This window comes from Roseinatronobacter sp. (genome assembly GCF_051859525.1).
Lineage (GTDB): Bacteria > Pseudomonadota > Alphaproteobacteria > Rhodobacterales > Rhodobacteraceae > Roseinatronobacter.
This window is the reverse complement of record NZ_JBHYFM010000001.1, coordinates 433207-449819: the sequence shown is the minus strand read 5'-3', so window position 1 is coordinate 449819 and position 16613 is coordinate 433207. Positions and strand designations below refer to the sequence as shown.

Sequence of the window (16613 nt, the reverse complement as noted above, 5' to 3'; positions counted from 1 at the left end):
CCATGGGCGCGCAGTTTCTGAAAAAAGGCGGCGGAACGGGACGGCGCAGACGCCGCGGCGGGGCCGCGCGCATGTCCGAAATCAACGTCACACCCTTTGTTGATGTCATGCTGGTGTTGCTGATCATCTTCATGGTTGCAGCGCCCATGCTGACCGTTGGCGTGCCGGTGGAATTGCCGCGCACATCGGCCGGGGCCTTGCCTGCCGAACAGGAAGAACCGCTTTCCGTGACGCTGGGCAATGACGGGTCGGTGATGATCATGTCGTCCGAAGTCAGCCTGAATGACCTGATCCCGCAACTGCGCGCGATTGCCGCCGAACGGCGTGACAACCGCGTCTATCTGCGCGCCGACGGGGCCATTCCCTATGAACGGGTTGTTCAGGTCATGGGCGCGCTGAATTCGGGGGGGTTCAACAATATTGGTCTGGTGACAGAACAGGGCGGCCCGCGCTTCGACGGGCAGCCAAACTGATGTGAGAGAGCCGGTCAGGCACATGGCAGTCGCAACAGACATCATATCACGGTTGGACACGGGGCAGAAAGTCTCGGGCGTGGCGCATATTGCGTTGATCGCATGGGTTATGCTGTTTGATCTGTTTCAGGCACCCGACCGTGCGCCCAGCATTCCTGTGACCGATGTTGCGCTGATCTCCTCGGAAGAATTCGCCGCCCTGTCCGCGCCTGCCAGCGCGCCGCCCCCGCCTGCGCCTGCAGCCGAACCCCAACCGGATCCGGAACCCGCGCCAGCCATTACACCGCCCCCCCCACTTGCGCCCGCGCCGGAACCTGAACCGGAACCCGCACCGCCACCGCCTGTGCCAACGCCGGACCCCGCGCCGCAACCCCAGCCGGAACCGGAACCTGCCGCCCCGTCGACCGGCGTGATATTCTCACCGCAAACCACACCGGGGGCCAGCCAGCGCCCGCGCCCGCGCCCTGTGGACCGCGTGGCCCCTGTGCCGACCGAAGCCCCGCCCGAAGACGCCCAGACCGATCTGGCCGCGCAACCGGCGACAACACCCGATCCGGGTGACGAGCAATCTGCGCCGCTGGAAGAGCAACCCGAGACTGCGCCGCCCGAAGCCACGACCGAAATCGTGACCGAAGCGACCGAAACCGACGACAGTTCAACCGAACGCGCCGCTGCGGCGCCCAATATCAGCCAGCGCCCGCGCCCGCGTCCGGACCGTCCGGCCCCTGCGCCCGAACCCGAACCTGAACCCGCCCAGACAGCGGCAGCGCCTGACCCCACACCACCTGCGCCCACGCCGACACCGGACCCCGAACCGGCCGCGCCGCCAGCCGATGCGATCAATGATGCGCTGGCCGCAGCATTGGCCGAAAGCGCGGCCCCCGGTCCCGTCAGCACAGGGCTGTCCGCCAGTCAGGCCGATGCGCTGCGGCTGGCAATCCAGCAATGCTGGAATATCGTGTCGCTGTCGACCGAAGCGTTGCAGGTCACTGTCACGGTGGGCTTTTCCATGACCCCGTCGGCCATGCCCGAACAGGGCACAATCCGCGTTGTGGGCGCATCCGGCGGGTCGGAAGCGGCGATAAATCAAGCGTTTGAAGTGGCGCGGCGCGCAATCATCCGCTGTGCAGGCGATGGTTATGGCCTTCCCCCCGAGCAATATGACGCGTGGCGTGATATAGAGATTACATTCAACCCTGAAGGCATGAGACTCAGATGACACGGATTTTCCAGATTCTGCCCCTGCTTGCCCTGACATGCATGACAATGTTCGCGGCCCCGTCCCCTGCGCAAGCCCAGCCCTTGCGACTTCAGATCACCGAAGGCGTCATTGACCCGATGCCGATTGCCGTGCCCGCCTTCGTGGCCGAAGATAGCGGCGGCGCGCGCTATACGGATGCATTGGCGCGCGTGGTGGTCGCCAACCTGACCGGCACGGGGCTGTTCCGGGAGGTGCCACAACAGGCCCATATCGCGCGGATCAGCAGCTTTGACGCGGGCATCAGCTTCCCGGACTGGCGCGCGGTCAATGTGCAGGCGCTGATTACCGGCGCTGTGTCCGTCTCTGGCAACCGGATGAATGTGAAATTCCGTGTCTATGACGTGGTATCCGGCCAGCAACTGGGTCAGGGGCTGCAATTCGCAGGCACAGCCGATGACTGGCGCCGGATGGGACATAAAGTGTCCGATGCCGTCTACAGCCGCATCACCGGCGAGGATGGCTATTTCGACAGCCGCGTGGTGTTCGTGTCCGAATCAGGCGCGCGCGACAACCGGACCAAGCGTCTGGCGATCATGGATCAGGACGGCGAAAACGTCGAGTTCCTGTCTGACGGGCGGTCCCTTGTGATTGCGCCGCGCATGTCCCCCACTGGCGACAGGGTGGTTTACACAAGCTACGAATCGGGCAGTCCGCGGATCACACTTCTGAACCTGTCAAACCGGCAACGCCAGATGGTCGGTGACCAGCCCGGGGCCATGACCTTCTCGCCGCGGTTTGCGCCGGACGGGCAGTCGCTGGTCTATTCGCTGGCGCGCGGCGGCAATACCGACCTGTACCGGATGGACCTGCGAAACGGCCAGCAAACGCAGTTGACCAATTCGCCATCCATTGCCACCGCGCCCAGCTTTTCGCCGGACGGGCGGTTCATCACATTCGAATCCGACCGGTCAGGCACCAGCCAGATCTATGTCATGCCCGCAAGTGGCGGAGAGGCGCGGCGCATCAGTTTCGGACAAGGGCGGTATTCAACACCGGTATGGTCACCGCGCGGCGATTTGATTGCGTTCACCAAATCCAATGCAGGCCGGTTCCATATCGGGGTCATGCGCACCGACGGGTCGGAAGAACGGCTGCTGACAGCGTCCTTCCTTGACGAAGGGCCGACATGGGCACCCAATGGCCGCGTGGTTATGTTCACCCGCGAAGCACAAGGCGGTGACCCGTCCATATATTCGGTTGATATCACAGGACGAAATCTGCGACGGGTGACCACACAAGGCCCCGCATCAGACCCAGCCTGGGGACCATTGCGCCCCTGACAACAAAAAACCGGAAACCCGTACTTCACACCCAAGTTCAAGGAATAGACCATGACACTGACTACAAAAGCACTTCTTTTGCTGGGCGCGCTGGCGCTGGCGGCTTGTAACAACCCGCGCGCTGGCGGCACTTTCGGCGGGGGCGGCGCTGACGGGTTCGGCGGCGATAACGGTTTTGGCGGCGGCATCAGCACCGGCCAGCTGGGCGACCCGAATGACCCCCGCTCGATCGCACATTTCAACCAGCGCATCGGCGACCGCGTTTTCTTCACGGTTGACAGTTCCAGCCTGACACCCGAAGGGCGCGAAACCCTGAACGGGCAGGCCCGCTGGCTGAACTCGAACACGCAATATGCGATCGTCATCGAAGGCCACGCAGATGAACGCGGCACGCGGGAATATAACGTGGCCCTTGGCGAACGCCGTGCAAATGCCGTAATGCAATATCTGGTCAGCCAGGGTGTCAGCGCCGGACGCATGCGCACCGTCAGCTATGGCAAGGAACGCCCGGTCGAGGCCTGTGCTGCACAGCGTTGCTGGGATATCAACCGCCGCTCGGTTACGGTAATTTCGGGCGGCCTTTCGGGGTAAGATCATGCGCTTGTTGCGGATTACAACCATCGCCATCGCAATGCTGGGACCGGTTTCGGTCCCGGCATTCGCACAAGACACGCCGCCAGCCGCGCAACAGGGTGACAGCCTTGCCCAGTTGCGCAGCGAGATCAGTGCGCTTAGCGCATTGGTCGCGGAACTGGCGGCCAACCTGTCCTCTGGTGCGGGCAGTACGGCACAAACGCAGGGCTTCGATGGCAGTATGATCGACCAGGTGGAACGTATCCGCGAAGAACTGGCCGCCTTGACAGCACGGGCCGAAGCGCTGGAATTCCGTATCAGGCGTGTTGTCGATGATGCGTCAAACCGCATTGGCGATATGGAATTCCGCCTGACCGAACTGGAAGGCGGGGACACATCGTCCTTGCCGCCCACGCCCCCGCTGGGCGGTGAAACCGGCGCGACCAGTGGCGGGGTCAGTGACCCCGCACAGGCGCCGCAGCTTGCAGCGGGCGAACAATCCGCCTTCGACGCGGCCCGCGCACTACTGGATGAGGGCGACACGGACGCGGCAAAATCCGCGTTGTCGGTCTTTCTGGAAACCTATCCGGGCAGTCCGCTGGGCGCGCAGGCAAGCGCGCTTCTGGCACAGGCGCAGCGTGACAGTGGCGCTGATGCGGATGCAGCGCGCACATGGCTGAACCTGTATCTGGCCAACCCCGAAGGACCGGACGCCCCCCATGCGCTGCTGGAACTGGGCAACAGCCTGGCACAACTGGGCCAAACAGCCGAAGCCTGCGTCATGTTCGAGGAACTGTTCACCCGCTTCCCCGATGCACCCCAAGCGCAACAGGGCCGCGATGCCCATAGCCGCCAAGAATGCCCCTGAACGCAGGCGATACGGAAACCCGCGCCTTGCAGACCGGTTTCGCCAAGCAGATGCGTGCAATCTGCGCAAATGACCCGATTTCACGGCTTGGGGTGGCCGTTTCGGGGGGCGGCGATTCGATGGCATTGCTGCGTCTGGCGCATAACTGGGCGCAGCAACACGACAAAACGCTGATGGTGGCAACTGTCGATCACGGGCTGCGCGCCGCCTCTGCGCGTGAGGCCGCAATGGTCGCCCGATGCGCCGCGCGCCTTGGTCTGCGCCATGACACGCTACAATGGCACGGATGGGACGGGCGCGGCAATCTGCAAGACAATGCAAGACAGGCCCGCAAACACCTTTTGTCACACTGGGCGCGCACGCATGCGCTGGACGCTGTGGCCCTTGGGCATACGCGCGACGATCAGGCAGAAACCTTCCTGATGCGCCTTGCGCGCGGATCAGGGGTCGAAGGGTTGTCGGGCATGGCCGCGCGCGACGCCTCGTATGGCACCATCTGGCTGCGCCCCCTTCTTGCGACCGGACGCGCTGCCTTGCGCGAGTATCTGCGCGCAATCGCGCAGGACTGGATCGAGGACCCCTCGAATCTGGATACGCGTTTTGACCGGATCAAGGCGCGGGCCGCGCTGGACCATCTGGCCGCGTTGGGGCTGGATGCGCAGCAACTGGCGCAAACAGCCCAAAGACTGCGCGCGGCACGCGATAGTCTGGATTTTCTGGCCAATGCGCAGGCCACACGCATTCTGACACTGGATCACGGTGATTTCATGTTTGACGCGGACGCGTTGAACGCCTTGCCGCAGGATACGCGCACACGGCTTCTGGCGCGCGCCCTTCAGGCGATCAGCGCCAACCCCTACCGTCCGCGTCTGGACGCGTTGCAAGCCGCCCTGAACACCGGAACGCGGGCCACATTGCACGGTTGCCTGCTGACCCGCAGCAAGACCCATATCCGGATCACGCGCGAATATAACGCGGTCGCGCGGACCCGCGCCCCGCTTGGGAATGCCTGGGACAGCCGCTGGCATATTTCCCCGACCGGCGCGCCGCCTGAACATGCCCAGGATCTGCACATTGCCGCACTGGGACCGGCGGGGGCAGATCAGTGCCGCCCCCGCGACATCTGGCGCCTGCCCTATGCGTCCCTGATCGCCAGCCCCGCAATCTGGCGCGGAACCACCCTGATTGCGGCGCCTTTGGCCATGCCTGATTGCGGCTGGCAGGCGGAAACACACCATAATTGGCCCAAGCCGCGCATTTCTTGACCCCTGCTGATTGATTGCAGAACTCTGATCGCTATGTAACAAGGGTAAGAACCGCGCGTCTGGGCGCGACAACACCACGAACGGTGCACAGGTATCTGCCTTCGGGCTGCATCATACCGCAGGCACATGATCGAAACCAAAGGAGACGCCCGTGGGCAACGCACGGAATTTCGCTTTCTGGATCGTGCTGTTTTTGTTGATGATCATGCTTTTCAACATGTTCAGCAACAATCAGGGCACATCATCAGCGCGCAGCGTGAATTATTCTGATTTCGTCCAGCGGGTCGATTCGGGCACTGTCAGCAGGGTTACCATTGATGGCGAACGCATTGTGTTCGTGGGCAGTGACGGCCAGCAATATTCGACCGTGCGACCAGATGACACAGGTTTGACCCAGCGTTTGCTGGATGCCGGCATCCCGGTGGAGGCACGCCCGCAACAGCAATCGGGTTTCCTGTCCACGCTTATGCTGTGGCTGCCCTTCCTGCTGCTGATCGGGGTGTGGATCTATTTCATGAACCGCATGCAAGGTGGCGGGCGCGGCGGGGCCATGGGTTTCGGCAAATCCAAGGCGAAACTGCTGACCGAGAAAAGCGGCCGCGTCACCTTTGATGACGTCGCAGGAATTGACGAGGCCAAGGACGAGCTGGAGGAGATTGTCGAGTTTCTGCGCAATCCCCAGAAATTCAGCCGTCTTGGTGGCAAAATCCCCAAAGGCGCACTTCTGGTCGGCCCTCCGGGCACAGGTAAAACGCTGCTGGCACGCGCCATCGCGGGCGAAGCGGGCGTGCCCTTCTTTACCATCTCGGGGTCTGATTTCGTCGAAATGTTTGTGGGTGTCGGTGCCAGCCGTGTGCGCGACATGTTCGAGCAGGCCAAGAAAAACGCGCCCTGCATCGTGTTTATTGACGAAATCGACGCTGTGGGCCGGTCGCGTGGCGTAGGCTATGGTGGCGGCAATGATGAACGCGAACAGACGCTGAACCAGTTGCTGGTTGAAATGGACGGGTTTGAAGCCAATGAAGGCATCATCATCGTGGCAGCCACAAACCGCCCCGATGTGCTGGACCCAGCCCTGCTGCGCCCCGGTCGCTTTGACCGTCAGGTGCAGGTGCCAAACCCCGACATCAAGGGCCGCGAGCGTATCTTGGGCGTGCATGCGCGCAAGGTGCCACTGGGTCCGAATGTCGACCTTCGCATCATCGCGCGCGGCACACCGGGCTTTTCGGGCGCTGATCTGGCGAACCTTGTCAATGAAGCCGCATTGATGGCCGCACGGTCAAACCGCCGTTTCGTGACAATGGAAGATTTTGAATCGGCCAAGGACAAGGTCATGATGGGGGCTGAACGCCGCTCTATGGTCATGTCCGAGGATGAGAAGAAACTGACCGCCTATCACGAAGCCGGTCACGCAGTCGTGGGCTTGCATGTGCCCGAACACGACCCGATCCACAAGGCAACCATTATTCCGCGCGGTCGCGCGCTGGGTCTGGTGCTGTCATTGCCCGAACGCGACCAGTTGTCGGTCAGCTATCGCAAATACAAATCCAAGATTGCCATGGCAATGGGCGGGCGCGTGGCCGAGGAACTGACCTTTGGCGAAGATGCGGTCACATCGGGGGCGGCAAGCGACATCCAGCAAGTCACCAAGATTGCCCGCGCCATGGTCACGCAATTCGGCTTTGACCCCGAACTGGGCTATGTCGATTATGCCAATGAACAGCAAAGCTACCTTGGCAGCTATGGCGGCGGGTCCAACCATTCCAGCATGACCCAGAAGATGATTGACGACAAAGTGCGCCAGTTGGTTCAGGAAGGCTATGATACGGCGAAACGTATCCTGACCGAGCATGCGGATGATCTGGAAAATCTGGCACAGGGCCTGTTGGAATATGAGACGCTGACAGGGCCGGAAATCAAACGTGTCATGCGCGGCGAGCCGTTGAACCGTGACGATGATGATGCCGACACACCCAGCAGCGGCACGCCTTCAGTGGCCGCAATCCCCAAGACGCGCGGTCGCAAACGTGGCGACGAAAGCGGCGATGGCATGGAACCGGAACCTTCGGCATAAGTGCTGGCGATACGACAAAGAGCCCCGGTCCTGCACCGGGGCTTTTTTGATGCGCGCTGTGACGCGGTAGGGGCAAAGATCGGGATGGCTGAAACCGGACGGTTGCGGGCATTCGCGCTTGGATAAAGCCCGCACCTTGGGGCAAGGCTCAAAACGCCCCCAGGCCCGAAAACACGCCGTAATCACCCCTGAAGGTGCCGCAGCCCCTGCGTGACATCTGTGCGCAGCGCAAGGCGCAGCGCAGCATCATCGCCTGCGCGCAACGCCTCCAGGATCAGGCGGTGATGGGGCGGTGCGGTGGTGCGCCGCAAGCGCGTGTAAAGTGCGCGCATGGTCGGGCCAAGCTGCAACCACACGGTTTCCAGCAACCCCAGCATGGCGGGACTTTGGGCGCGCAAATACAAGGTGCGGTGAAATTCCAGATTGGTGCGGATATACTCCACAGGGTCTTGCAAATTGACAGCGCGCGCATTGGCGGCATTGATAATATCCATCCGGTCAATCAACGCCAGATGCGCCCGCCGCAACGCGCGGCTGCCAAGTTCCGGTTCCAGAAGCGCCCGGATCGAGGCCAGTTCTTCGATGCGTTCATTGCTAAGTTCCGGTGTCGTCACCCGCCCCGAGGCCGACAAGGTCAGTGCCCCTTCTGCCGACAGGCGACGCACAGACTCGCGGGCCGGCGTCATGCTGACCCCGAAGGACTTGCCAATTCCGCGCAAGGTCAGGGAATGTCCCGGCGGCAATTCCCCATGCATGATTTGCTGGCGCAACCCCCGATACACCCTGTCATGTGCAGACAGCGGCGCAACTTCGGCAGAAACAGACGGACGCAAAACTGATCTTGGCATGTCAAAACGTGATCACAAAACGCAAACCGCGTCAATCCATCCCGCATACCGCCCCCCATGATGATACCAAAGTCGCTACGACGAAAGCCTGATTTCATATTCCGCGCATTTTCCGTAACCTGCGCATCAGCCCACAGGACACAGGAACACCCCGATGAAAATGAACGACACCCGCCAGATCGCCGCCCCGCCGCAACAGGTCTGGACAGCCCTGTTCGACCCAGAGGTTCTGAAAGCCTGCGTGCCGGGGTGTCAGGACCTGTCAGGCAACCCCGAGGACGGCTATGAAGCTGTTGTCGTCCAGAAGGTCGGCCCTGTGAAAGCGACATTCAAGGGCATGGTCACCATGGCCGATGTCGTTGACGGGCAAAGCTGCACATTGATCGGAGAGGGCAAGGGCGGCGCTGCCGGTTTTGCAAAAGGTCACGCACAGATCCGGCTGGAGGCGGCAGACGATGGCGGTACGGTGTTGCATTATGACGTCGACGCCAGTGTCGGCGGCAAACTTGCGCAGCTTGGCAGCCGTATCGTGGACGGATTTGCGCGCCGCATGGCTGGCGAATTCTTCACCCGTTTTCAGGACCAGATCGAAGGGCCGGACATATCCGATGCGCAAACCCCGCCCCCCGCAGCCCCGGACGACACCGCCGAACCGCGCAAGGGCTGGGTCAAACGCATTCTGGGCTGACCCCCTTCCCCTTGCGTGCATCTTGCGCGCCCCCTGCCCTTAAGGTAATAAATTCTTACCAATTTCAGGGGGACGCTATGCCGGTCATTACAAATATCGAGGATTTGCGCCGTATCTACGAAAAACGCACCCCGCGCATGTTCTACGATTATGCAGAATCCGGCAGTTGGACAGAACAGACATTCCGCGAGAATATTAGCGATTTCCGCCATATCCGGTTAAAGCAACGCGTGGCCGTTGACATGTCGGGCCGCAGCACCGCGTCGCGCATGATCGGGCAGGATGTGGCCATGCCTGTGGCCCTTGCGCCCGTCGGCCTGACCGGCATGCAATCAGCCGATGGTGAAATCAAGGCCGCCCGCGCTGCCGAAGCCTTCGGCGTGCCGTTTACCCTGTCGACGATGTCAATCTGCTCGATCGAGGATGTTGCCGAACACACGACCAAACCCTTCTGGTTTCAGGTCTATACCCTGAAAGATGATGATTTCATGCGCCGCCTGATTGAACGCGCCCGTGCCGCGCAGTGTTCGGCCATTGTCGTGACAGTGGATTTGCAGGTGCTGGGCCAGCGCCACAAGGATTTGAAAAACGGCCTGTCCGCCCCGCCGAAACTGACCCCCAGATCCATTGCCAATATGATGACGAAAATACCGTGGGGCCTTGAAATGCTGGGCACCAAGCGGCGTTTCTTTGGCAATATCGTGGGCCATGCCAAGGGGGTGACGGACCCGTCGTCGCTGTCGACATGGACGGCAGAAGCGTTTGACGTGGCGCTGGACTGGAAACGCATCGCGCAATTCAAGGAATGGTGGGGCGGCAAACTGATCGTCAAGGGGATCATGGAGCCCGAGGATGCCCGCCGCGCGGTTGAAATTGGCGCAGATGCGATCATCGTGTCCAACCATGGCGGGCGGCAACTGGACGGGGCTGTCAGTTCCATCCGGATGCTGCCTGCGATCATGGATGCGGTGGGCGACAAGGTGGAAGTGCATCTTGATAGCGGCATTCGTTCCGGTCAGGATGTGCTGAAAGCGCTGGCGCTGGGGGCAACGGGCACTTATATCGGGCGCGCGTTTACCTACGGATTGGGGGCAATGGGTCAGGCCGGTGTCACCAAGGCGCTGGAAATCATCCATAAGGAACTGGATGTCACAATGGCCCTTTGTGGCGAAACCGATCTGCGCAAACTGGGGCCGCACAACCTGTATGTGCCGCAGGGCTTCGGTGACCCGACTGTGCTGCTGTAGCGGGGCCTCGGTCCGGCCCGACGCAAAAGGGCAAGGGTTTGTGACGGCACACTGCCGGTTTTCCCTTTTCAAGCGCCCGAATCTGCCCTATAGCCCCCTGACTTATTGCCCGCACCCTTGGAGGCGGGCATTTCAACTTGTAACATATGGAGAATTCCAATGGCTGGTGAGATCCCGGATCTTTTGGCCGAGGTACGGACGGGGACAGGCAAGGGGGCCGCTCGTCAAGCTCGTCGTGAGCATAAAGTACCCGGTATCGTTTACGGTGGTGGCGCAGACCCGCTGCCCGTGAACTTCAACTACCACTACCTGATCAAACAGTTGAAGGCAGGCCGTTTCCTGTCAACACTGTTCAACCTGAAGGTTGAAGGTCAGGAAGATGTGCGCGTCATCTGCCGCGGCATTCAGCGCCATGTCGTGAATGGCCTGCCCGAACATGTCGACCTGATGCGCCTGCGTCGCACCAGCCGCATCAACCTGTTTATTCCGGTCGAATTCATCAACCATGAAAAATGTGTTGGTCTGAAGCGTGGTGGCATGCTGGCCGTTGTCCGCCCCGAGGTGGAACTGAACGTGCTGGCAGGCGAGATTCCTGAAAAGCTGGTCTTTGATCTGGATGGCCTGAAAATTGGCGATACGATCACCATTTCGGCAATCGACCTGCCCGCAGGAACCAAGCCCACGATCGACCGTGATTTCGTGATCGCGAACATCTCTGCGCCGCGCGCACTGGTTGCGTCCGACAACGAAGAGGGCGCTGAGGAAGAAGCCGCCGAAGAATAAGGCGTGTCAAACAGCAATGCGAAGTATTCACGGGGCACCCAGACAGGTGCCCCGTTTTCTGTCTGCGGTTGGCTGATACGGCAAGGCCTGTGCGGTTTCAAGCGCGCCGCGCATCACGGCCAATTCAGGGCGGTTGGAACAGAATTCGCGGACTCAGCGCTTTTCACCCAAGCGCCGCGCCTTTATGCTGCACTGCATATAGGGGATATGTCATATGAAACTATTCGTTGGTCTGGGGAACCCCGGATCGAAATATGCGGCCAACAGGCATAATATCGGGTTCATGGCCATGGACCGTATTGCCGATGCGCACGGGTTTGCACCATGGCGCAGCAAATTTCAGGGTGACATCTCCGAAGGCCGGATCGGGCAGGAAAAGCTGGTCCTGCTGAAACCGGCGACATTCATGAATCTGTCAGGGCAATCCGTTGGCGAAGCCATGCGATTTTACAAGCTGGCGCTGGGGGATCTGGTGGTGTTCCATGACGAACTGGACCTTGCACCCGGCAAAATGCGCCTGAAACAGGGTGGCGGGCATGCGGGCCATAACGGTTTGCGGTCCATCCATGCCCATGCAGGGCCGGATTATGCGCGGGTGCGCCTTGGCATCGGGCATCCGGGCCACAAGGACCGCGTTTCGGCCTATGTCCTGTCCGATTTCGCAAAATCCGATCACGACTGGCTGGAGGCGTTGCTGCAAGGCATTGCAGATGGCGCGGGCGCATTGGCCACAGGGGATGGCGCAGGGTTTTCCAACAAGGTTGCGCAGCACACGACCCCGCAGCGCAAGGGACCATCGCCCAAGCCAGCCGCCGACACAGCCCGCAAGCCGAAGCCGAAGCCGGACCCCGCCACAGCAAAGCCCGCCCCCCCGCAGCAGGAGACGCCCGCAGACGCACGATCGCCACTGCAACGGCTGATGGACAGGTTCAAATGACATTTCGGGATCATGCGCGCGCACAGGCCGCGGCCTGTGCCGCGCTGGGATCACCATTAACGGCGCGGGTTCTGGGTCTGCTGGCAGACCGGCTGACACCGGGGCGCGCGGTGGCCGACAGGGTGCTGTACTGGCCCGAACACCGGCTGAAACCCGATGCTGTCGCGCTGCGCCTTGCGGGGGCGCTGCATCATCTGGTGCTGTGCGGACAGGCCCCCATTCTGAAGCGGCTGTATGATGCGCATGCCACTGTTCCCGACATCCAGCTTTGGCGCGCGATCGAGGCCCTGTTGCGCCTGCATGAAAACGCCATCCTTGCAACACTGGATCATGCCCCGCAGACGAATGAACTGCGCAGAGCCGCCGTCATAATAGCGGTTGCCCATTGGTTGACCGCCACGTTCAACCGCCCGCTGGTCTTGTCGGAACTGGGCAGTAGCGCGGGGCTGAACCTGATCTGGGATCATTACGCCTTGCAGGCAGGCGGGCAGGTCTACGGGCCGGACGATCCCGCATTGACACTGGCACCCGACTGGCACGGCACGCCCCCACCGCTGGCACCGCCCGTCATTCGGGCGCGCGCAGGTGTCGACCTGAACCCGCTGGACCCTGTCGCCGACAGGCAGCGCTTGCTAAGCTATATCTGGGCGGACCAGCATGAACGGCTGTCACGCACCGCGCAGGCCCTTGACCTTGCCGCGACACTGCGGCCCGAAATCACGCGCGGTTGTGCGATCGACTGGCTGGAGCGCCGCTTGTCACGCCCGTTGCCGCAGGCGCTGCATTTTGTCTATCATACGATTGTCTGGCAATATCTTGATCCGGACTTGCAGGAACGTGGAACTGCCGCACTGGCACGCGCAGGCGCCAGATTGCGCCATGACGAACCGATGGCACATCTGGCCATGGAAGATGACGGGGAAGGACCGGGGGCGCGGCTGACCCTGACACTATGGCCTGCCGGGGATTGTATTGATCTGGGCCGCGCCGATTTTCATGGCGCATGGGTGGACTGGCGCGCCCCCATGCCACCGGCCTGAACAACACTGAACAACACCACGCCGCATATCTGTCACGCGCCCCGAATGCCCGCAAAACAGGAGAGCAACATGACAATCAGGATGGAGCCATCGTTGAACGTGCTGGGTGGCACGTTGGAAAGCTGTTCACACGCACCAATGACAGGGTTTTTCCGCAACGGGTCTTGCGATACCTGCGATCAGGATCAGGGCAGGCACACGGTATGTGCGATCATGACCGCCGAATTTCTGGCCTATTCAAAATATCTGGGCAATGATCTGTCGACCCCGCGTCCTGAACATGCCTTTCCGGGGTTGAAACCGGGGGATCAATGGTGCCTGTGTGCGGCACGTTTCTTGCAAGCCCATCAGGAAAATGTGGCCCCACAAGTCCGGCTGACGGCAACCCATCAAAAGACGCTGGAAATTGTGCCGCTTATCGTATTGCAAACCTATGCGATTGATCCGCAATAGGCACTGGACAAGGCCGGAAGATCAGAATGATTTGCGCGCCCGAAGCGCCGCGCCGATTGTGCCGTCATCCAGAAAATCCAGTTCTCCGCCCATGGGGACGCCTTGGGCCAGTGCCGTGATCGTCACGCCGGTCGGGGCTAGCGCATCGGCAATGTAATGCGCGGTTGTCTGGCCATCGACGGTGGCCCCCAAGGCAAGGATCACTTCGCGCGCGCCCATCTCGTTGATCCGCGCCACAAGTTCGGGAATGCGCAGATCATCCGGCCCGATAGCATCCAGCGCCGACAGCGTGCCGCCCAGAACATGGTACTGCCCCTGAAATACGCCCCCGCGTTCCATGGCCCATAGATCGGCGACATCTTCGACCACGCAGATTTCACCACGCGCGCGGCGGGCGTCATCAGTGCAGATCGCGCAGACCGGCGCGGTCGAGATGTTGCCGCATTGCGCGCAGGGCTGCGCTGTCTGCGTCACGCGCTCCAGCGCCGCCAGAAGCGGGCGCAGGCTTTGGTCGCGGCGCTGGATAAGATGCAGGACCAGACGCCGCGCCGACCGCGGCCCAAGACCGGGCAAGCGCGCCATCTGTGCGATCAGCGCCTCTATATCATTGGGGGCACGGTCCATATGCGGCCGGGTCTAGAACGGCAGGTTCATGTCGCGCGGCAATCCAAGGCTTTCGGCCATACGGCCCATTTCTTCCTTGGAACGCGCTTCGGCCTTGGCCTGTGCATCCTTGATGGCCGCAAGAATCAAATCCTCGACCACTTCCTTCTCATCGACATTGAAAATCGACGGATCAATATCCAGCCCCGTCAATTCCCCTTTCGCCGTGGCCGTGGCCTTGACCAGCCCCGCACCGGATTCGCCGGTCACCATGATGGATTTCAGGTCTTCCTGAAGCTGCGCCATCTTGCCCTGCATTTCCTGCGCGGTTTTCATCATCTTGGCCATATCGCCAAGTCCACCCATACCTTTGAACATGTCCGTGTCCTTTCGTCATGTGTCGTCAAACGGGTCCCAATCGGGGTCCAATTCATCCTCGACGGGGGCAAGTGCTTCGCTTTCGATCTGCGCATCCGGCGGGGTCAGGTCCCGAATATCGGCAATCCGCGCCTGTGGAAATGCCTGAATCACGGCAGCCACCAATGAATTCTCCATGGCTTCGGCTTCCTGCGCGCTGCGTTCGCGCGCGCGAATCTCGGCCAGGGTGGGCGCACCGCCTGTCGATGTGACCGACACCCCCCAACGCGCGCCGGTCCATGTCTGCAAGCGCCCCGCAAGCCGCGAGGCCAGATCAGGCGCGGCATCTGCCGTCGGTTCAAATTCGATCCGGCCGGGGCTGTAGCGCACAAGGCGCAAACAGGTTTCCACCTCGACCAGCAGGGCCATGTCGCGCTTGTCGCGAATCAATGACACGACATCGTCAAATTGCGGATAATAGGCCAGCGCGGGGGCCGCCCCTGCCAGCGCCGCCTGTGGTGCACCCGCGCCCGCATGCCCGCCCGATGGTCCCGCACCGGCCCCGCCGCTGCGCGCCATAGCCCCCGCCCCCGCCGGGGCCCGCACACTGCCCCCACCGCCAGCGGGCGGGGATGGCGGGGTCTGGTCATGCCATTTGCGCAACAGCTCTTCGGGGCTGGGCAGGTCGGCCACATGGGTCAGGCGAATGATCGCCATTTCGGCGGCCATCATCGCATTGGGGGCAGCGGCCACTTCTTCCAGCGCTTTCAGCAGCATTTGCCACGCCCGCGTCAACACCCGCATCGGCAGGGCCTGCGCCATGGCTGCACCCCGGTCGCGTTCATCAGGGCTGATGGTGGGGTCATTGCCCGCATCAGGGGTCACTTTGGTCACGCTAAGCCAATGTGTAATCTCGGCCAGATCGCGCAGCACGGCCATCGGGTCCGCCCCGTCGGCATATTGCGCGGACAGTTCCGCCAGCGCCGCGCCCGCATCACCGCGCATGATCTGGTCAAACAGGTCCAGAACCCGCGCACGGTCCGCAAGCCCCAACATGGCGCGCACCTGATCGGCGCTGGTTTCGCCGGCGCCATGGCTTATGGCCTGATCCAGCAGCGACATGGCATCGCGCACCGACCCTTCGGCCGCGCGGGTGATAAGCGCCAGCGCATCATCTGCGACCTGCCCGCCTTCGGCCTGTGCGACGCGGGCCAGATGCGCGATCATCACTTCCGGTTCGACACGGCGCAGATCGAACCGCTGGCAGCGCGACAGCACCGTAACGGGCACTTTGCGGATTTCGGTTGTGGCAAAGATGAATTTCACATGCGCAGGCGGTTCTTCCAGCGTTTTCAACAGCGCGTTGAAGGCCGAATTCGACAGCATGTGCACTTCGTCGATGATATAGATCTTGTAGCGCGCAGATGCCGCGCGATAGGCCACACTGTCGATGATTTCGCGAATGTCGCCCACACCTGTCCGCGAGGCCGCGTCCATTTCCATGACATCGACATGGCGGCCATCGGTAATGGCGCGGCAATGTTCGCACTGCCCGCAAGGTTCCGTTGTCGGCCCGCCCTGCCCGTCCACACCAATACAGTTCAACCCCTTGGCGATGATTCGCGCCGTGGTCGTCTTGCCGGTGCCACGAATGCCGGTCATCACAAACGCATGGTGAATACGGTCTGCCGCGAAAGCATTGCGCAGGGTGCGCACCATCGCGTCCTGCCCGATAAGATCGGCAAAACTCTCGGGGCGGTATTTGCGCGCCAGAACCTGATAGGGGGTTTGGCTGTCAGTCATGGGGTCAAGCCTTGGTTATGGTGCCCATACCCTAGCGCGCCGCGGGCACGATGGGAAACG

The 16613-nt window shown here is 61.7% G+C and carries 17 protein-coding genes; 13 read left to right on the top strand and 4 right to left on the bottom strand.

Features of this window, described 5'->3' with window-relative positions; all coding sequences use genetic code 11:
* Nucleotides 1-2 precede the first annotated feature (2 nt).
* The 7 genes from tolR to ftsH all read left to right on the top strand — a co-directional run bounded on the left by tolR (nt 3) and on the right by ftsH (nt 7794).
* Nucleotides 3-473 (top strand): protein TolR, encoded by a 471-nt coding sequence (tolR, locus tag ACTIE1_RS02215; protein ID WP_439560012.1) that lies wholly within the window; start codon nt 3-5, stop codon nt 471-473.
* A 22-nt stretch (nt 474-495) separates the two neighbouring features.
* The gene (locus ACTIE1_RS02210) at nt 496-1692 is read left to right on the top strand and encodes a cell envelope biogenesis protein TolA (protein WP_439560013.1); all 1197 of its coding nucleotides are present in this window, start codon (nt 496-498) and stop codon (nt 1690-1692) included.
* A complete protein-coding gene (gene tolB / locus ACTIE1_RS02205; RefSeq protein WP_439560014.1) occupies nt 1689-3014 on the top strand; it encodes a Tol-Pal system beta propeller repeat protein TolB in 1326 nt (441 codons plus the stop codon). Before ACTIE1_RS02210 ends, tolB begins: the two co-directional genes overlap by 4 nt.
* Before the next feature lie 51 nt (nt 3015-3065).
* Nucleotides 3066-3605: a peptidoglycan-associated lipoprotein Pal gene (gene pal / locus ACTIE1_RS02200; RefSeq protein ID WP_439560015.1), complete on the top strand. Its 540-nt coding sequence runs from the start codon at nt 3066-3068 to the stop codon at nt 3603-3605.
* 4 nt (nt 3606-3609) lie between these two features.
* On the top strand, nt 3610-4455 hold the full coding sequence (locus ACTIE1_RS02195) for a tetratricopeptide repeat protein (protein ID WP_439560016.1): 846 nt from the start codon (nt 3610-3612) through the stop codon (nt 4453-4455).
* Entirely contained in the window at nt 4446-5720 is a 1275-nt protein-coding gene (tilS, locus tag ACTIE1_RS02190; protein WP_439560017.1) for a tRNA lysidine(34) synthetase TilS, read from the top strand. Before ACTIE1_RS02195 ends, tilS begins: the two co-directional genes overlap by 10 nt.
* A gap of 151 nt (nt 5721-5871) precedes the next feature.
* Nucleotides 5872-7794: an ATP-dependent zinc metalloprotease FtsH gene (gene ftsH / locus ACTIE1_RS02185; protein WP_439560018.1), complete on the top strand. Its 1923-nt coding sequence runs from the start codon at nt 5872-5874 to the stop codon at nt 7792-7794.
* A 182-nt stretch (nt 7795-7976) separates the two neighbouring features.
* On the opposite strand, the gene ACTIE1_RS02180 is transcribed toward ftsH, so the two are convergent.
* Complete coding sequence (locus ACTIE1_RS02180; protein WP_439560019.1) at nt 7977-8642, bottom strand: GntR family transcriptional regulator; 666 nt, start codon at nt 8640-8642, stop codon at nt 7977-7979.
* A 154-nt stretch (nt 8643-8796) separates the two neighbouring features.
* On the opposite strand from ACTIE1_RS02180, the gene ACTIE1_RS02175 reads away from it, so the two are divergent.
* The 6 genes from ACTIE1_RS02175 (at nt 8797) to ACTIE1_RS02150 (ending at nt 13790) form a co-directional block, all read left to right on the top strand.
* Entirely contained in the window at nt 8797-9330 is a 534-nt protein-coding gene (locus ACTIE1_RS02175; protein ID WP_439563237.1) for a CoxG family protein, read from the top strand.
* A 77-nt stretch (nt 9331-9407) separates the two neighbouring features.
* Nucleotides 9408-10577, top strand: coding sequence for an alpha-hydroxy acid oxidase (locus ACTIE1_RS02170; protein WP_439560021.1), 1170 nt, complete (start codon nt 9408-9410; stop codon nt 10575-10577).
* Between the two features lie 159 nt (nt 10578-10736).
* Entirely contained in the window at nt 10737-11360 is a 624-nt protein-coding gene (locus tag ACTIE1_RS02165; RefSeq protein ID WP_439560022.1) for a 50S ribosomal protein L25/general stress protein Ctc, read from the top strand.
* A 214-nt stretch (nt 11361-11574) separates the two neighbouring features.
* Nucleotides 11575-12297, top strand: coding sequence for an aminoacyl-tRNA hydrolase (pth, locus tag ACTIE1_RS02160; protein WP_439560023.1), 723 nt, complete (start codon nt 11575-11577; stop codon nt 12295-12297).
* Nucleotides 12294-13337 carry a DUF2332 domain-containing protein gene (locus ACTIE1_RS02155; protein ID WP_439560024.1) on the top strand — a complete coding sequence of 348 codons (1044 nt, stop codon included), beginning with the start codon at nt 12294-12296 and terminating at the stop codon, nt 13335-13337. The genes pth and ACTIE1_RS02155 overlap by 4 nt, the downstream gene beginning before the upstream one ends.
* Before the next feature lie 69 nt (nt 13338-13406).
* Entirely contained in the window at nt 13407-13790 is a 384-nt protein-coding gene (locus ACTIE1_RS02150; RefSeq protein WP_439560025.1) for a DUF2237 family protein, read from the top strand.
* A gap of 21 nt (nt 13791-13811) precedes the next feature.
* Here ACTIE1_RS02150 and recR read toward each other — a convergent pair whose 3' ends face one another.
* The 3 genes from recR to ACTIE1_RS02135 are packed head-to-tail and all read right to left on the bottom strand — an operon-like array spanning nt 13812 to nt 16553.
* Nucleotides 13812-14414 (bottom strand): recombination mediator RecR, encoded by a 603-nt coding sequence (gene recR / locus ACTIE1_RS02145; protein WP_439560026.1) that lies wholly within the window; start codon nt 14412-14414, stop codon nt 13812-13814.
* 12 nt (nt 14415-14426) lie between these two features.
* Nucleotides 14427-14771, bottom strand: coding sequence for a YbaB/EbfC family nucleoid-associated protein (locus tag ACTIE1_RS02140; RefSeq protein WP_439560027.1), 345 nt, complete (start codon nt 14769-14771; stop codon nt 14427-14429).
* A 15-nt stretch (nt 14772-14786) separates the two neighbouring features.
* Nucleotides 14787-16553, bottom strand: coding sequence for a DNA polymerase III subunit gamma/tau (locus ACTIE1_RS02135; RefSeq protein WP_439560028.1), 1767 nt, complete (start codon nt 16551-16553; stop codon nt 14787-14789).
* Nucleotides 16554-16613 lie beyond the last annotated feature (60 nt).

Excerpts from the sequence above, each read along its gene's own strand:
- ACTIE1_RS02180 (WP_439560019.1), bottom strand. The coding sequence starts at position 8,642 with ATGCCAAGATCAGTTTTGCGTCCGTCTGTTTCTGCCGAAGTTGCGCCG.
- ACTIE1_RS02150 (WP_439560025.1), top strand. The coding sequence starts at position 13,407 with ATGACAATCAGGATGGAGCCATCGTTGAACGTGCTGGGTGGCACGTTG.
- ACTIE1_RS02140 (WP_439560027.1), bottom strand. The coding sequence starts at position 14,771 with ATGTTCAAAGGTATGGGTGGACTTGGCGATATGGCCAAGATGATGAAA.
- ACTIE1_RS02195 (WP_439560016.1), top strand. The coding sequence starts at position 3,610 with ATGCGCTTGTTGCGGATTACAACCATCGCCATCGCAATGCTGGGACCG.
- ACTIE1_RS02175 (WP_439563237.1), top strand. The coding sequence starts at position 8,797 with ATGAAAATGAACGACACCCGCCAGATCGCCGCCCCGCCGCAACAGGTC.
- pal (WP_439560015.1), top strand. The coding sequence starts at position 3,066 with ATGACACTGACTACAAAAGCACTTCTTTTGCTGGGCGCGCTGGCGCTG.
- ACTIE1_RS02170 (WP_439560021.1), top strand. The coding sequence starts at position 9,408 with ATGCCGGTCATTACAAATATCGAGGATTTGCGCCGTATCTACGAAAAA.
- ACTIE1_RS02165 (WP_439560022.1), top strand. The coding sequence starts at position 10,737 with ATGGCTGGTGAGATCCCGGATCTTTTGGCCGAGGTACGGACGGGGACA.
- pth (WP_439560023.1), top strand. The coding sequence starts at position 11,575 with ATGAAACTATTCGTTGGTCTGGGGAACCCCGGATCGAAATATGCGGCC.
- ACTIE1_RS02135 (WP_439560028.1), bottom strand. The coding sequence starts at position 16,553 with ATGACTGACAGCCAAACCCCCTATCAGGTTCTGGCGCGCAAATACCGC.
- tilS (WP_439560017.1), top strand. The coding sequence starts at position 4,446 with ATGCCCCTGAACGCAGGCGATACGGAAACCCGCGCCTTGCAGACCGGT.
- tolB (WP_439560014.1), top strand. The coding sequence starts at position 1,689 with ATGACACGGATTTTCCAGATTCTGCCCCTGCTTGCCCTGACATGCATG.
- ACTIE1_RS02210 (WP_439560013.1), top strand. The coding sequence starts at position 496 with ATGGCAGTCGCAACAGACATCATATCACGGTTGGACACGGGGCAGAAA.
- recR (WP_439560026.1), bottom strand. The coding sequence starts at position 14,414 with ATGGACCGTGCCCCCAATGATATAGAGGCGCTGATCGCACAGATGGCG.
- ACTIE1_RS02155 (WP_439560024.1), top strand. The coding sequence starts at position 12,294 with ATGACATTTCGGGATCATGCGCGCGCACAGGCCGCGGCCTGTGCCGCG.
- tolR (WP_439560012.1), top strand. The coding sequence starts at position 3 with ATGGGCGCGCAGTTTCTGAAAAAAGGCGGCGGAACGGGACGGCGCAGA.